The 16,187-nt window shown below is 64.0% G+C and carries 13 protein-coding genes; 3 read left to right on the top strand and 10 right to left on the bottom strand.

Annotation, left to right across the window (positions count from 1 at the left end):
- The 4 genes from GIW02_RS25280 to GIW02_RS25265 form a co-directional block, all read right to left on the bottom strand.
- Positions 1-651, bottom strand: a 651-nt coding sequence (locus GIW02_RS25280; RefSeq protein ID WP_236422163.1) for a hypothetical protein, incomplete at its 3' end; no start/stop codon positions are given.
- 137 nt (positions 652-788) lie between these two features.
- Entirely contained in the window at positions 789-1,853 is a 1,065-nt protein-coding gene (locus GIW02_RS25275) for a lipocalin-like domain-containing protein (protein ID WP_236416954.1), read from the bottom strand.
- On the bottom strand, positions 1,843-4,305 hold the full coding sequence (locus GIW02_RS25270) for an FtsX-like permease family protein (RefSeq protein WP_236416952.1): 2,463 nt from the start codon (positions 4,303-4,305) through the stop codon (positions 1,843-1,845). The genes GIW02_RS25275 and GIW02_RS25270 overlap by 11 nt, the downstream gene beginning before the upstream one ends.
- Positions 4,302-4,961, bottom strand: coding sequence for an ABC transporter ATP-binding protein (locus GIW02_RS25265; RefSeq protein WP_236416951.1), 660 nt, complete (start codon positions 4,959-4,961; stop codon positions 4,302-4,304). The genes GIW02_RS25270 and GIW02_RS25265 overlap by 4 nt, the downstream gene beginning before the upstream one ends.
- Positions 4,962-5,235: 274 nt before the next feature.
- On the opposite strand from GIW02_RS25265, the gene pmrG reads away from it, so the two are divergent.
- Both pmrG and arnT read left to right on the top strand, forming a co-directional pair.
- Positions 5,236-5,910, top strand: coding sequence for a lipopolysaccharide core heptose(II)-phosphate phosphatase PmrG (gene pmrG / locus GIW02_RS25260; RefSeq protein WP_236416949.1), 675 nt, complete (start codon positions 5,236-5,238; stop codon positions 5,908-5,910).
- A 191-nt stretch (positions 5,911-6,101) separates the two neighbouring features.
- On the top strand, positions 6,102-7,757 hold the full coding sequence (gene arnT / locus GIW02_RS25255; protein ID WP_236422164.1) for a lipid IV(A) 4-amino-4-deoxy-L-arabinosyltransferase: 1,656 nt from the start codon (positions 6,102-6,104) through the stop codon (positions 7,755-7,757).
- A 68-nt stretch (positions 7,758-7,825) separates the two neighbouring features.
- On the opposite strand, the gene GIW02_RS25250 is transcribed toward arnT, so the two are convergent.
- The 5 genes from GIW02_RS25250 to GIW02_RS25230 form a co-directional block, all read right to left on the bottom strand.
- Positions 7,826-8,659, bottom strand: coding sequence for an alpha/beta fold hydrolase (locus tag GIW02_RS25250; protein ID WP_236416947.1), 834 nt, complete (start codon positions 8,657-8,659; stop codon positions 7,826-7,828).
- 127 nt (positions 8,660-8,786) lie between these two features.
- Positions 8,787-10,394 (bottom strand): ABC transporter ATP-binding protein, encoded by a 1,608-nt coding sequence (locus GIW02_RS25245; RefSeq protein ID WP_236416946.1) that lies wholly within the window; start codon positions 10,392-10,394, stop codon positions 8,787-8,789.
- Positions 10,391-11,218, bottom strand: coding sequence for an ABC transporter permease (locus GIW02_RS25240; protein ID WP_236416944.1), 828 nt, complete (start codon positions 11,216-11,218; stop codon positions 10,391-10,393). Before GIW02_RS25240 ends, GIW02_RS25245 begins: the two co-directional genes overlap by 4 nt.
- Positions 11,218-12,195, bottom strand: a complete 978-nt coding sequence (locus tag GIW02_RS25235; protein WP_236416942.1) for an ABC transporter permease — start codon at positions 12,193-12,195, stop codon at positions 11,218-11,220. Before GIW02_RS25235 ends, GIW02_RS25240 begins: the two co-directional genes overlap by 1 nt.
- Positions 12,192-13,775: an ABC transporter substrate-binding protein gene (locus GIW02_RS25230; RefSeq protein WP_236416941.1), complete on the bottom strand. Its 1,584-nt coding sequence runs from the start codon at positions 13,773-13,775 to the stop codon at positions 12,192-12,194. The genes GIW02_RS25235 and GIW02_RS25230 overlap by 4 nt, the downstream gene beginning before the upstream one ends.
- Positions 13,776-14,091: 316 nt before the next feature.
- Here GIW02_RS25230 and GIW02_RS25225 point away from each other — a divergent pair, with 316 nt between their 5' ends.
- Positions 14,092-15,435, top strand: a complete 1,344-nt coding sequence (locus GIW02_RS25225) for a tetratricopeptide repeat protein (protein WP_236416929.1) — start codon at positions 14,092-14,094, stop codon at positions 15,433-15,435.
- Between the two features lie 514 nt (positions 15,436-15,949).
- Here the strand turns inward: GIW02_RS25225 and GIW02_RS25220 are convergent.
- Positions 15,950-16,187, bottom strand: a 238-nt coding sequence (locus GIW02_RS25220) for a hypothetical protein (RefSeq protein ID WP_236422162.1), incomplete at its 5' end; no start/stop codon positions are given.

The raw sequence follows: 16,187 nt of genomic DNA, 5'->3' as shown, positions 1-16,187 counted from the left end.
CCCCACATAAGTCCCCTTGCCCAACCACTTCGACACCTGCGCGATCTCCCGCATCCGCTTCGCGTACCCCGCAATCTCGCCTTTATGCAGATAGCTCCTGGTCGAAATCCCCAACACTTTCTTCAACGATTCATTGCCCTGCAAGCCCGTGCCAAACCGTGCCGCGCCTTGCAGTTGCAGATCCAACCGACGGAACAGCACCTGGCGCTGCTGAATAAAGGCTTGCCGGTCCAACCCGCCGGCTTTGAGCCGCTGGTGCAAGCGCTCCACGTCTTCCAGCGTCTGCGCCACCTCATCCAGGTGTCGCGCCCACGCCGATGTCGCACTGCCGATGCCAATCGAGCCATATGTCAGCAAGCTCTGCAGCAAGTCATAGTTGTCGATCACCGCCGCGCCGACTGCCGCCTGCCTATCCAGAGTACGACGCACCTCTTCGGCATGGCGCATCAACCAGGCCTCTTCAAATGAACACGCGACGCTGTAAGGATCGGGAATAATCACCAGTTGCCCAGGCCCCACCAGCCCTGGACGCAGGTGCCGGTTCAACACATCAAAATGAGCAGAGCGCTGCTGGCTGAGCGCGCGGCCCATCAAGCGGTATTTCAAACTCTCGTAGTCCGTTGTGTGGTCGTTGATATATCCCTGCGCCATGCCTTACATCCCGGATGCAATGAAGATGGCGTCGAAATATAAGCAAGCAACCCCGCCCCGGACACAAGCCGAGGGGGGGGCGGATTACATTTGGGAAGTTGCCTACTTAGCTTAGAAAAAGCACCTACAGAAAGCGCTCAATACCCGGTCATTTCCAGGTAACCAACCCCACCGTCGAACTGCACCGGTCCTTCCCAGTAGGGAATACTCAGGTCCATCCAGGCATTCGGGTTGACGGCCTGAGGGGTGATATCCAGCTGTTTGCCGGGAATTTTCAGCGACCAGCGCGTGGGAATATCACGTCCGTCGAGGCTCGTGGTGTGCAGCGGCGCCAGTTGGATATCGGCGTTGTGCAGGGTTTCGGTGCGGCCTTCGCGGTCGATCCAGGTGCCGGTCAGGTACGACGCGCCGTCGGTTTGCCGTACGCGAAACAGCATCAACTGCTCGCCACGGTCCAGGTGCAGGGAGAACCAGTCCCAACCACTCTGGGTGGCGCCCAACGGTTGGCTGCTCCATTCGCGGTCGAGCCAGGCGGGGCCGCTGACCTGGTAGGTGTTGCCGTCGATGGTGACGCTGCCTTGGGCACTGAAAAACGGCTGGCTGTAGTAGTACGACGCTTGGCCCTGATCGGATTTGCGGCTGAAGCCGCCCTCGCCCTGCAATACCAGCGGGCGGCTGGAGGTCAGGTGCAGGTCGTAGGCGAAGTGCGCACCGCTGGCCTTGAGTTGCATGTCTGCCAACGCACTTGCGCTACCGGGGCGGGTGGCGAAATTCCAGTCATCAATCCAGGCATTGAACGGCGTCGCCTGGGCCCCAGCCTGGCCGACGCCGCCACGGGCATAACGCTCGGCGGCATAGTGGCGGGTGGCGGAGGTGACGGCGGCATGCCCAAGCCAGACGGTCGAGTCCTGCCAGCCCGCCTGCGCTGGCCCGGCCTGAAGGGCGTTGCGAAACAGCGTCCACTGCACGCCGAACACGTTGCCCTGGGCGTCTTTGAGGTTGGCGGTGACGTACCACCATTCAATGCGAAAACCTGCGTGGGGGCCATGGTCCTCGGGAAAGCTGAAGGTTTTGCCGGGCACCAGCTGGGCGAAGTCCGCCGCGTCACTGCCCAACCCCGCGAAGCTCTCCTCGGGGGCCGGGACTTTGTCACACGCCGCCACCAACAGCAGCACCGCCCACAGCAGCGATTTAATCTTCATGGGCAAATGTCCTCAACAGGTCAGCCGGGCGGCTGCGGTACAACTGCCACAGTGGCCAGGCCGACGCCAACAACGTCGCCAGCATCGCCAGCCCGAGCAATTGCGCCAATTGCCCTGGAAATACCTGCAACGGCAGGCGCCAGCCAAACGCTTGCACGTTGATCACCGCGTCCAGGCACCACGCCAGCAGTACGCCCAGCGGCAACGCCAGGACCAGGGTAAGCAGCGCCAGCAGCCAGGTCTGCCCCAGGTTCAGCAGCATCAACTGCCGACGCGTCACACCCAACGCCCATAACGGCGCAAGTTGGCCCAGGCGGCTTTGGCTCTGGGTCAGCAAGCTGATAAACAGCGCCACGCCGGCCACCCCGAGGGTCAGGCTGTTGAGCGCGGCGGTGGCGGCAAAGGTGCGTTCGAACACCTGGCTCGACCAGCCCTTGAGTTGCTGCTGATCGACGATACGGCTGTCTTCCAGGGCAAAGGCACGCTGCACCTCACGTATCAGCGGGGCCACATCGGCCGGCGCCACGCGCAGGTTGAAGCGCGCCGGTGACAGCCCCGGCCAGTGCGCCAGCAGGTGTGCGGAATTGACCAGCACGTGCCCTTTGGGGTTGCCGTAATCGGCATAGATGCCCACCACCTTGGGCGACCAGACCCCGTGCGGTGTGGGGATGCTCACGGTATCCCCCAGCGTGACGGCCAGGCGCCGCGCCAACTGTTCGCTGAGCATCAGCGTGTCGCCTTGCTGCAACTGGTCCCACGGTGCGCGCGCCGCGTCGAGCAACGGCCAATGCTGGCGATAGGTCGGGTCGTCGACCACGCCAAACACGTCTGCCGGCCAGCCCTGCACGTGCACGGCGACCTGCCAGGTGGGCAACACGGTCTGCACCAGCGGTTGCTGTGTCAGCCAGGCGCCGAGTTGTTGCGCCTGGGCCGGGGTTTGCGGGTTGAGGTACAGCTCGGCGGTGAGGCGTTGTTCCAGCCAGTGGTTGAACGTGTCGCGAAAGCCCGACGTCATCGAGCCCGCGCCGATATTCGCGGCCAGGGCCAGGAGCAGCGCCATCAAGGCCAGGCTCAACGCGGGCAATTGCTGGCGACAGTCGGCGAGAAACCATTGGCCGAGCACCGAACGGCTGCGCCCCAGCACGGCCTTGAGCATCGCATTGAGCAGCACCGGCAATCCAAGCGCGGCACCCAGCAGCAACGCGGCCATCAGCACAAACCCGGCGGCCAGGCTGTCGCCCAGCCACAGCGCCAGCAGCGCGATCGCCAACGCGGTGCCCGCGACCCAGCCCTGGCGCCGCAACCAGCGCCCATGGGCCTCGTGCCACGCCTGGGCATTGGCGAGTGCCAGTAACGGCAAGCGCGCTGCCCGCCACAGGCTGCCGGCACCGGCGAGCACCGCGCCGAGCAGGCTCAAGCCCAGCCCCGCCAGCCACCACCACGGGCTCAGGCTCAATTGCCCCGGCACCTCGGCACCGTACAAACCGCGCAGGCTGGCGGCCACATCCGGCAGCAACAGGCTGGCCAGCAAGTAGCCGCTGGCGACGCCCAGCACGCCCCCCAGCAGCGATAACACCCCCAACTCGACGCCCAGCCCCAGGATCAACAGGCGTGCACTCACGCCGCAGGCACGCAACGTACGCAACAGCCCACGGCGCTGCTCGAGGGCCAGGCCGATGGCGGCGTGCACGATAAACAGCCCCACCACAAACGATAGAAAACCCAAAGCATCAAGGTTGAGGTGAAAGCTCTCCGTAAGGCGCGCGAGGTTATTGTCCTCGCCCTGCTGCAGTTGCAGTGCAGCGGGCGGGGTGGGATGGCCGGCGGCAAACGCCTTGTCCACCAGCAGGCGCGAAAGTCGCTCGGGCATCTGCAGCAACGGTTGAGCAAAGCCGATATCGGTGAGCAGCAGGCCGGGCGCCATGTCCTGCCGAACCTCCAGGGGCGGCAGGCGCTGCCCGCTAAGCGTGAGCGGTTGCTGGCCGGCGTGCAGCCCCAGCGCCTGTAAGGTTTGCGGCGCGATCCAGGTGCGCCCCGGCGGCGTAAAAAAACCCAGCATCTGCGCCTGGCTCAAGCGCTGCCCGGCCACCGCGCCGCTGCCGGGCAACGACAGCGGGTCGATGCCCATCAATTGCAGGCGCACGTCCTCCAGCCCCTTGAGCTGCACCCGGCCCTGCACCACCGGCGACACCGGCCACCCGGCACGGCGCAGTTGCGCAAACAGTGCCTGTGGAACACTCGCGCCGTCCGGCGCACTGAGGCTGGCCTGGGGTTCGCCGCCGATCAACTGGCTGGCGCGGGCATAACTGTCGCGCGCCTGGCTGTTGAGCGCTTGCACGCCGGTCAACAGCGCGGTGGCCAGCCACAAGCCGGTCAACACACTGAAAAACTGCACGGGATGACGCCGCCAATGGCTGAGCAAGGCGCGCAAGGTCCAATAAAACAGGCTCACGTCGCCATGACCCGGCCATGCTGCAACACCACCTGGCGGTCCAACCGTGCCGCGATGCGCAGGCTGTGGGTGACCATCAACAGGCTGGTGGGGCTGTCGCGCAGCAGGTCCAGCAGCAGTTGCAGCACGTCGTCGCTGGTGGCTTCGTCGAGGTTGCCGGTGGGCTCGTCGGCCAGCAGCAGGCCGGGGCGCGAGGCCAGCGCGCGCCCCACGGCCACCCGTTGCTGCTGGCCACCCGAGAGCTGTTCCGGGTAGCGCTTGAGCAGATCCCCCAGGCCCAGGCGCTCCACCAGTTGCGCCTGCCAGTGGGCATCGAAGCGCCCCGCCAGCCGGGCCTGGAAGGCCAGGTTGTCGTCAACGCGCAGGCTGCCGATCAGGTTGAACTGCTGGAACACCAGGCCGATTTCGGTGCGCCGCCAGCGGGCCAGTTGCGCCTCGTTCAGTTGATCGAGACGCTGCTCGCCCACCTGGATGCTGCCGCCATCCACCCGGTCGAGCCCGGCCACCAGGTGCAACAGGGTGCTTTTGCCGCTGCCGGACTCGCCCATCAGCGCCAGGCTGCTGCGCTCGGCCAGGTGCAGGTCGACACCCGCCAGCACGGCCAGGGGCCCCTGGGGAGTGGCGTAGCTTTTAAACACATCGTGCACCTGCAACATGGCAACACTCGTTCGAGGGGTGGCTATCGAGAATAACGGCTGGCGATCAGGGCCACGCAAATTTTTCACATGGATTTCACCGGTCGCCCACCCACGGCCCTTTAAATTACCGGCCATGCGTCACTGTTCAACAGCGTGTTAGTTGCAACAGCTGACAACTTTCAACCGCAGCATGTTCAGCGAAAAGACAGCCACCCTGTGCCAGCCTTTGATGTCACTGCGGTTATTCGCCAACACGTTGCGCCTGATACATACAACATTGCCAACAGTGCCCATGGTGAATGAAGTGGTTGACCTTACCCTGACCAAACCACGCTCACGCCGAGGCTTTCTCAAGCGCTGGCCGGCCCTTTGGCTGGGGGTTGTCGTGCTCGCCCTGGTGCTCGCCGGCAGCCTGGTGTGGCCCTCGTCGCCACGGGACCTGGGCGTGGGCAATCGCCTGCTGACCTCCCAGGTGCTGCCGCTGTGGCGCGATGGTGACCTGATCGTGCTGGTGCGCCATGAGGAGCGCTGCGACCGCTCGGCCAACCCGTGCCTGGGGCCGGTCGAAGGCCTGACGATCAACGGTAGCCTGCAAGCGGAAAACCTCGGCAAGGCCTTTAAAACACTGGGCATGGACGCCAGCGACGTGCTCGCCAGCCCGGCCATCCGCACGGCCCAGACCTTGCGTTTCATGTTTGCTAAAAATCAGCTTACCTCCGGCCAGCAAGCCGTCTGTGGTGCCGCCATGGGCGAAGAACTGCTGCGCCACAAGATACCGGGGCGCAACCTGGTGTTCGTCACCCACAGCGGCTGCATCGCCGACTTCGAAAGCAGCCAGGGCTACCCACGCGCCGCGTTCCCGGAATACGGCAGCGCGTTGTTCGTGCAGGTGCTGCCCAATGGCACCTTCAAAACCCTGGGCCTGGTGAACAACCCGGACTGGCCGGCGGCACTCAAGCAACTTTAAGACGTGGCCTATCCGCCGCGCCTATTAACACGTGTTCAGCAGAACGACAGCCATGTTTTGGCATGTTTGGTTGCGCCTTTTAATTAACGGCGCCATGACTTTTCAGGTAACTCAGTGAACGCAGTAATGAGTCCCGTTATTCATTTATTACTTCAACTGCCGGCAGTTAAACGTCAAGGAGCGACGTGGTGATTTCCCGCTTGAAACCCTTGCCGGTGTTATTGCTGGCCATCGCCATGTTTTACCTGCTGCCCTTGGGCCTGCACGGCCTATGGACCCCGGACGAAACCCGCTACGCCCAGATCAGCCAGCAAATGCTGTTGAGCGGCAACTGGGTGGCACCACATTACCTGGGCATCCGCTACTTCGAGAAGCCCGCCGGCGGTTACTGGTTGATCGCGCTGGGCCAGGCCCTGTTCGGCCAGAACCTGTTCGGCGTGCGTATCGCCTCGGCGCTGAGCACCGGCCTGAGCGTGTTGCTGGCCTACGTGATCGCCCGGCGCCTGTGGCACGACCCGCGCAAGCATTTCGCTGGCGCCCTGCTCTACCTCAGCTTTGGCCTGGTGGCCGGGCAAGCCGGGTATTCCAACCTCGATCCGCTCTTTACCCTGTGGGTCAACCTGAGCCTGGTGGCCCTGTGGTTTGCCCTCGACAGCAGCACCTCACGGGGTCGGCTGGGCGCCTGGGCACTGCTGGGCCTGGCCTGCGCCATGGGGTTCATGACCAAGGGTTTTCTGGCCTTGGCACTGCCGGTGCTGATTGCCGTGCCCTACATGCTCTGGCAACGGCGCCTGGGCGAATTGCTGCGCTATGGCCCGCTGGCGGTGGGCGTGGCGGCGCTGGTGTGCATGCCGTGGGCGCTGGCGATTCACCTGCAGGAACCGGATTTCTGGCGCTTCTTTTTCTGGAATGAACACATTCGCCGCTTCAGCGCCGACAACGCGCAACACGTGCGTCCCTGGTGGTTTTTCCTGCCGATCATCGCGGTGGCGTGCCTGCCCTGGGCCGGTTTGCTGCCCACCACCCTGGGCAAGGCCTGGGCCGAAAAACGCCAACCGCCAATCGCCTTCCTCGCCCTGTGGCTGCTGTTGCCGCTGGGCTTCTTCAGCCTGAGCAACGGCAAGTTGGCGACCTACATCATGCCGTGCCTGCTGCCCCTGGCGTTGCTGATGGGGCACACCCTGGTCGATCAGCTCAACCGCGGCAAGGCCGCTGCGTTGCGCCTCAATGGCCTGCTCAATCTGGCCATCGGCACGGCAGCGATGATCGGCCTGATCTACCTGCAAATCGCCAAGCCGCTGTACGGCAACAGCCTCGCCGAGATGTTCAGCCTGTCCCTGGCCTTTATCGTGTTGTTGGTGTGGATCCTCGCCAACCTGCTGCACGCCTTCCGTCCGCTGACGCTATGGGCGATGCCGACCCTGGGCATCGGCCTGCTGGTGATTCTGCTGCCGGCGAGCATGCCGGCGCAGATCGCCGATAACGAAATGCCCGACCAGTTTGTGCTGGAGCATCTGGATGAGCTGCAGCACACCCATGTATTGCTGGCCAATGCCCTGGAGAACGCCAGTGCCATGGCCTGGCGCCTCAAGCGCACGGACGTGGCGCTGTATGACACCGCAGGCGAACTGCGCTACGGCCTGCAGTACGCAGGTTCGGTGCAACGCAAAGTCGAGCTGGGGCAGGTTCAGGCCTGGCTGAAAGAGGCGCGCCAACACGGCTCGGTCGGCGTGCTGATGCGGGTCAACAGCACCAGTGAAATGCGCGAGGCCGAGCAACTGCCGCTCGGGGGCAAACGCTATACCAAGGGCTATCTGCAGTTGATTGTGTACCCGCCGTCGGCCTGAAATCCGTCGCGTTATTTTTTAACGTTCAACCCTTCGACCGACGCCAGGCCTGGCAGGTGGGCAAGTGATCAGCGGCGCGCCAGCAGCGCGTCGAGTGCCTTGAGCACCGCGTCGGGTTGTTCCAGCATCAACTGGTGACCACAGGCTTGCAGCAGTGCAAAGTCGGCATTCGGCAACTGCGCGGCCAGGGCCTGGCCACCGCTGGCGGGGGTCAGGCCGTCGCTGTCACCGGCCAGCACCGTGACCGGCAACGCCAGGCTGGGGATCAACTCAGCCGCCGGCCATTCGGCGTTTTTGATCAGCGCCTTGAACATCGAGAGGCGGTTGCGCTCGGTGAGTTTCTCTTCATAGGCCACCAGCGCCGGATCCGCCGACGCGTGCCAGGCGCGCTCGCGAAAGCCTTTGGCGAGGACCGGGCGCAGCCACTCCAGCACCCACGCTGGCAAGGCCATCAAACCGCCGCCAGCCGCTGGCCGATACAGCTGCGTGCCCAGAAGCAACGCCGCGTCGATCGGCACCGACGGCCGGGCCAGCAATGCGCTGAGGCTCAGGCCGGTGCCAAAGGAGTGGGCGACAATCAGGTTACGCGCGCCGGCGTAGCGCTGCAGGATCGCCGCGTAGTCCGCCACCAGCTCGGCCCAGGCGTAGGCGTGCGCCGCACGCGGACGGGCGCTGTCGCCATGGCCCAGCAGGTCCCAGGCCACCAGGCTGTAGCCCCGTGCCTTGAGCGCTTGCCATTGCAGGCGCCACTGGTCTTTGTTGCCGCCGGCGCCATGGCAGAAAAACACCACGGTGTCGCGCTCAGTGCTGCCCACATGGTGGGCGATGCTCAGGCGGCGCCCGAGACGAATGTCCAATAACTCGCCACGCACTATCGGCAAATCAGTAAAAGAGGCACTCATAAACAGCACATTCCTTGATAAATACATGCGGTCGACTGTGGGAGCAGGCTTGCTCGCGAAAGCGCTGTACCAGCCACCGAACAGGTTGGCTGAAACCGCGTTTTCGCGAGCACGCCCGCCCCCACCTTCAGATTGCGTACACCGCTGGGCTCGGGCCACTCGGCACACACTGCAACAACCTGCGGGTATACGGGTGGCGCGCGTCGGCAAACAGCGCCGCCGTTTCGCCCTGTTCCACCACCTGCCCGTTCTGCATCACGGCAATACGGTCACACAAACGCGCCGCTACACGCAGGTCATGGGTGATAAACACGATGCTCAATTTCAGCTGGCGTTGCAGCGACTCGAGCAGCTCTAAAATCTGCACCTGGATCAACGCATCCAGGGCCGAGACGCACTCGTCGGCAATCAATACCTTGGGCTCCACAGCCAATGCTCGGGCGATACCGATACGCTGGCGCTGGCCGCCGGAAAACTCATGGGGGTAGCGGTCGAAGGCCGTGGCGGGCAGGCCGACCCGCGCCAGAAGCGCCCGCGCGCGCTGCTCGGCGTCAGCGTTGGAGCGGCCCTGCACCAACGGCCCGGTCATGATGATACGGCCCACGGTCTGGCGTGGGTTGAGGGAGGCGAACGGGTCCTGGAAGATCATCTGCACGTCACTGCGCAGTGGCCGCAACCGCGCCTCGGTCAGCCCAGCCACGTCCTGGCCCAGCCATTGGATCTGCCCACTGTCGGCCCGCAGCAACCGCACCAGGCAACGCCCCAACGTCGACTTGCCCGACCCCGACTCGCCGACCACACCCAGGGTTTCGCCCTCGCGCAGTTGCACCCCAACGGCGTCCAGCGCCTGGGTGGTCCGTCGGCCCCACCAGCCAATGCGGCTGCTGAACGCCTTGCCCAGTTGCTCGGCCTTGAGCACCACGGCACCGTCGACCCGGCCGCGCGGCGCCAAGGGCTGGGCCGACACCGCCGCCAGCAGTTGCCGGGTATACGCCGCCTGGGGCGCGCGCAACACCTGCTGCGCACTGCCCTGCTCGACCACGCGGCCTTGTTCCAGCACCAGTACGCGGTCGGCGATCGCCTCGACCACGGCAAAATCATGCGTGATAAACAACAACGCCATGCCCTTGTCCTGCTGGATGCTGCGCAACAGCTCAAGGATCTGCGCCTGGGTGGTCACGTCCAGCGCCGAGGTGGGTTCATCGGCAATCAACAGCGCCGGATCGAACGCCAGCGCCATGGCAATTACCACACGCTGGCGCTGACCGCCGGAGAGTTCAAAAGGATAAGCCTGGCGCAGGCGCTCGGGGTCCGGCAGGCCGACATAACCGAGCAGTTCCACCACGCGCCTGCGGCGTTCGGCGGCGGATTTGACGCCATGGGCGCGCAGGGTTTCGTCAATCTGCTCACCCACGCGCAGCAGCGGGTTCAGCGCGCTCATCGGCTCCTGGAAGACCATGCTGATATCGCGCCCGCGCAGTTCGCGCATCGCCGCTTCACTACGGGTCGCCAGGTCCTCCTGGCGAAACTGCAGCCGCCCGCTTTGCACGGTCAGCGGCACCGGCAACTGGCGCAGCAGGGCTTTGGCCAGCATCGACTTGCCCGAGCCGGATTCGCCCACCACACACAGGCATTCGCCGCTGCGCAACTGCAGTGACAGGTCATACAGCGCATGGCTGCGGTCGGCGCCCGCCGGCAGCGCGATGCGCAGATGCTCGACACTCAATAACGTCATCGCGACCTCCTCGGTTCAAACGCCACGCGCAGGCCTTCGCCAACCCGGTTCACCGCCAGCACGCACAGCACAATCGCCAGCCCCGGCAAGAAGCTCATCCACCAGGCATCCCGCAGCAGGCCACGCGACGCGTTGATCATGTAACCCCAGCTCATGGCCTCCGGGTCGCTGAGGCCGAGGAACGCCAGGGCGGCCTCGGTGAGGATTGCCGTGGCCATCACAAAGGTCATGGTCACCAGCAACGGCGCCAGGGCATTCGGCAGGATTTGCTGGCGGATAATCCCCCACGGCGACTGGCCCAGCACCCGCGCCGCTTGCACGAACTCACGCTGGCGCAAGGTCAGGAACTCACTGCGCACCAGCCGTGCCACACCCGGCCAGGCCACCAGAGCAATCGCCAGCACGATGGAGCCCAGGGATGGCTCCAGCACCGCCACCAGGATCACCGCCAGCACCAGTTGCGGGATGATCTGGAAGAACTCGGCGATGCGCATCAGCACGCCGTCGAGCCAGCCGCCCACGTACCCGGCAATGGCGCCGACGAGCAACCCCACCAACAAGGTCGACAGGCTGGCCAACACCCCCACCGCCAGCGACACACGGGCGCCGTAGAGCAAGCCGCTGCCGAGGTCGCGGCCGAGCAAGTCGCTGCCCAGCCAGTGCGACGCATCGTGGAAAGGCGGGAGCATCGGTTGCGTGTTCATTTCCCACGGCGAGCTGCTGGTCAGCCACGGCGCGGCCAGCGCCAGTGTCGCCAACACCAGCAGGAATAGCGCGCCAAGCAGCGCCGAGGGTTGGCGGATAAAGTTTCTGAACAGCGCCATCAGCCCTGCCCTCCAGCGCCGATACGTGGGTCGAGAAACCGGCAGATCACATCGGTCAACACGTTGAAACCCACCACCAGAATCGAGATCACCAGAAAGCCGCCCATCAACACGCCGTAGTCGCGTTGCGCCAGAGCGTCGTACATCAAGCGGCCAATACCGGGCCAGGAATACACCACCTCCACCAGCAACGCGCCGCTGGCCAGTTGGCCAAGTTGCAGGCCGGCGAACGTCACCACCGGCAGCAGTGCATTGCGCAGCACATGCACGTAGAGCACGCGCCGTGGGTGCAGGCCCTTGGCGTGGGCAGTGCGCACGTATTCCTGGCCAAGGGCATCGAGCACGGCGGCGCGGGTCAGGTGGATATACAAGGCAAGAAACAGCACGCTCAGGGACACGCACGGCAGCAGCAAATGGCGCAGGCGATCCAGCAGCGAAAAGTCTTTGCCCACCGTTTCCATGCCGAACGCCGGCAGCCAATCCAGGCTCACGGAGAACAGCAGGATCATCAGCATCGCCAGCCAGAATGTCGGCATCGCATACAGCAACAAGGCTCCATGGGAAATCACGCCGTCGAGCCAATGGCGCTTCTGCCGCGCTTGCGCCGCCAGCACGCCAAGGGCCACGCCCAGCACCGAGGACAATACGAACGCCGAGCCCATCAGCGCCAAAGTCGCCGGCAAACGCTCGGCGATCAGCGACCACACCGAGGTCTGGTTGCGGTAGGAATACCCCAGGTCCAGGTGGGCAATGTTGCCCAGGTAAATCAGCACCTGCTGGAGCAGCGGTTTATCCAGGCCCATGGTCTGGCGCAGTTGCTCGATGAACTGCACATCGTCCACGCCCGCTTCACCCGCCAACAGCAGCGCCGGGTCGCCGGGCGCCAGGCGGATTAGCAAAAAGCTCAACACCAGCACCGCCACCACCATCAGCAGCGCCTTGAGCAGCCGCCCGCCGAGATACACCGCGCCGTTCATGGTGCCGGCGCCTCGAGGTAGACGCTTTCGTAGTCCTCATTGAGGCTGGTGGCGGTCTGCAGCAGGTTTTTCACCTGGGTGTGGAACAGCGTCGGGTAGCGCATCTCGAAGATTGGCGCGATGGGCAGGTCGGTGTTCAAGATGTTCTCCAGCTGGCTGTAGAGCTTCTTGCGCTCGGGGCCCTCTGGCGTATTGGCGACGGTGTTCCACAGCGCATCGGCCTCGGGGTTGCTGTAGCCGCTGACATTGGCGAACGGCGAGGTCTTGAGGATGTAGTCGGAGCGGAACAGATAGGCGCTGGTCAGGTAGGGATCGCCGACCTGGAAAATAAAGTTGTAGGTCAGGTCGAAGTCCCAGTCGCTGACGCGCTGGAACCAGGTCGCCGCGTCGGACGTCACCACCTGGACCTTGAAACCCAGGGGCTGCAGGGCTTGCTTGGTGTACTCGGCGAGGCGCTCCCAGGCGCCGCCCTTCTCGCCATTGAGCAGGCGGATACGCACCGCGCCCACGTCCACACCGGATTCGGCAATCAGCGCCTTGGCCTTTTTCACGTCATAGGCGTACTGCGGCAACTGCGGGTCGTGGTACGGCGTGGTCGACACGAACGCACCCTGAGCGACCTTGCCCGAGCCGAAGAAAATATTGTCGACGATGAACTGGCGGTTCAGCGCATACAGGATCGCCTGGCGCACCTTGGGGTTGTTCAGCGGCGGCTTGCGCGTGTTGATCTGCAGGAAGGCCAGGCCGGCGTACAGCTCCCAGCCCTTCTCCGACGACTGCACATCGGGCAACGCGGTGAGGCGCTTGAGGTCGGCGTAATCGGCATCGCCGCTGCGCAGCACTTGCACATCGTTGCGCTCGAAGGCAGCCGCCCGCGAAGAGGCATCAGGGATCACGTGGAAGATGATGCTGTCGAGGTGCGGCAAGCCCTTTTTCCAATAGCTGGGGTTCTTGGCCAGCTTGATGTAGGCGCCGCGCTTCCATTCCACAAACACGAACGGCCCGGTGCCCACTGGCTTGAGGTTGTAGGGGTTGTTGCGAAAGTCGGTGTTCTCGTAAAGATGCTTGGGCACCACCGGGCGCAGGCCGCTGCCCAGCGCCGAAAGCAGTGGCGCGAAGGGCTTTTTAAGGTGGAAGACCACCTGCTGCGGGCCCTTGGCGGTGATGCTGTCGACGTACTCGGTGATGATCCCGCCGAGGCGCTTGTCCACCTCCGGGTAGAAGGTCTGGAAGCTGAACACCACGTCATCGGCCGTGAACGCCGGGCCGTCGTGCCACTTCACGCCGTCCTGCAATTGGAAGGTGTAGGTGAGGCCATCGGGGGAAATGGTCCAGGCTTTGGCCAGCACCGGCTTGGGGTTGAGGTCGGTGTCGAAGGTCAACAGGCCCTGCAGCACCTTGCCGCTGACATATTGGGTGGACACATGGCTGACCACGCCATGCATCAGCGACGGCGGCTCAGGCTGGGCCACCAGGTTCAGTACCCCACCCTCCTGGGGCTGGGCCAGCGCCGACCCGGCGAGCAACGCGGTGCACAGGCCCACGGACGAGAGGACACGGCGAAAAGAGAATGGGCGCATGGAAGCTCCTCGACTGGAAAAATATAAGGAGGATTTTGCAAGGCCTGTGCCATGGGGGTTTGGCGGCAATTGCTGGGTGTTCGTGCTACCTGGGTGATGAAAAAACCACAGTGCTGCGCCTGAGTGTGCAAAAAGCAGCAACACCCCAGCTCAAATGTGGCTGCGGGCTGGCTCGCGAATGCGGTGGATCAGTTGATGAAAATGCAGGCTGAGACAGCGTATTCGCGAGCAAGCCCGCTCCCACAGGGTTTACCTTTGGCCTATGGCACAAGGTTTGCCCCTGTAATCGCCATTCGAACAGACGAGCCTTTACACCATGTCACTGGATTACCTGGGCAACCCCATCGACACCACCCACCCCTTCACCCGCCAAGGGCTGGACGATTTCATCGGTGGTTTTCTCGGCTATCAGCCCCGCGCCGAAGGCATTCTCGCCGCCGCCGATGCCGACCCGGATTCTGCGCTGGCCAATGCTTTTGCCGGGATCCTGCTGATGTTCATCGAGTCCCCCGAGGGCCCTGCATTGGCAGAAAAATACCGCCAGCGCGCAGCCGCCGTGAACAGCAGTCACCCGCGCGCCCAGCTGTACCTGGAGGTGTTGCAAGCGTGGATCAACGATGACCTCGACCAGGTCCTGCGCCTGAGCGAAGAACTGCTCGACCGCTACCCCCGCGACCTGTTCGCCGCCAAGCTCAACCAATACCTGGAGTTCAACCGCGGCAACTGGCCGGCGCTGCTGCGCATCGGCCTCAAGGCCACCGCCGGCGCGCCGGATATCGCCCACAGCCACGGCTTGCTGGCCTTCGCCTACGAGCAATGCCACCTGCTTGAAGAAGCCGAAGCCAGCGCCCGCGAGGCCCTGCGCCTGCAACCCTCCGAGCCTTGGGCGCAACACGCCCTGGCCCATGTGCTGCTGACCCACGGCCGCATCGAAGAAGGCACGGCGTTCCTCGAAGGCGTGAAGCACCACTGGGACGGTTTGAATTCATTTATGTACACCCACAACTGGTGGCACCTGGCGCTGTTCTACCTGGCCCGCGGTGACAATCAACGCGTGCTGCAGATCTACGACCAGCACGTGTGGGGCATCCTGCCGGAATACTCCCAGGACCAGGTCGGCGCCGTGTCATTGCTGGCCCGCCTGGAACTCGCCGGTATCGACGTGGGTGAGCGCTGGCAGGCGCTGGCGCCGTACCTGCAACGGCGGGTCGGCGACACTGTGCAGCCATTCCTCAGCGTGCAGTACCTGTACGGCCTGGCCCGGGCCGGCAAGCCGGAGGCGGACGCGCTGCTGGCGGCGTTGCGTCAATACAGTTTCACCGCGCGACCGGTGTGGGGTGAGGTCACGCTGCCGTTGGCACGTGGGCTGCTGGCGCATGCGCGGGGGGATGCCCAGGGGGCGCTGGAGCAGTTGGGTATCGCACTGCCTCGGCTGAATGAAATTGGCGGCAGCCATGCGCAGCGGGACCTGTTTGCGCTGGTAGAGCTGGATGCGCGGCTGCAGGCGGGGGATTGGTTTGCGGCGCAGCAGGGGTTGGAGTTAAGGCGCCGGTATGACGGGTGGGATGTGCCGGTTAATCGGAGTTTGGTGGGGGTGTACGAGGCACTGGGGTTGCCGGAGCAGGCGGCTCGGGCACGGGAGCGGGTTTTGCGGCGTTGATTGAGTACATATCCGTTATTTGGGTGATGGCGGGTTATGGTTCCGCTCTTACAGCGGGTCACTTTTGGAAAAGAGCCCCAAAAGTAACCAAAAGGGCTCTTGCCCCACCACTCGGCACCTCGCCCAGGCTCGGTGTGCCCGAAAACAGGTACTACGGAGCGGGCCGCCGCGACGGGGCGTCCCTGCCCCGTCGCGGCTAAACCGGCGTCCTGCCGGTTTACCCGCTCCGTACTACCTGTTTTCGGCCAGCGTGGTTAACGGGGCGCCTAAGATCAAAATCACAAGCCAAAGCAAAGCAAAGCAGATCAAAAGCCGGGTGATATCTACCTGATGCACAGAGATCAAATGTGGGAGGGGGCTTGCCCCCGATGGCAGTGGGTCAGCTAAAGATTTATCCACCGACCCACCCTCATCGGGAGCAAGCCCTCCTCCCACATTTTTAACCCAGTTCAAACCCAAAATACCGGTCGGCTCTTAGGCCGCCGCGCTTTTGCTTTTGATCTCAGGCGCCCCGTCAAAGCTGCGCGAGGGCAGCGTGGTCAACGGGGCGCCTGAGATCAACATCAAAAGCCAAAGCCAAAGCAAAGCAGATCAAAAGCCAGGTGATATCTACCTGATGTACAGCGATCAAATGTGGGAGGGGGCTTGCCCCCGATGGCAGTGGGTCAGCTAAAGATTTATCCACCGACCCACCCTCATCGGGAGCAAGCCCTCCTCCCACATTTTTAACCCAGTTCAAACCCAAAATACCG

This window comes from Pseudomonas syringae, from assembly GCF_021606685.1.
GTDB classification, from domain to species: Bacteria; Pseudomonadota; Gammaproteobacteria; order Pseudomonadales; family Pseudomonadaceae; genus Aquipseudomonas; species Aquipseudomonas syringae_R.
The sequence above is the reverse complement of the archived record's forward strand: the minus strand, read 5'-3'. Positions and strand labels throughout refer to the sequence as shown.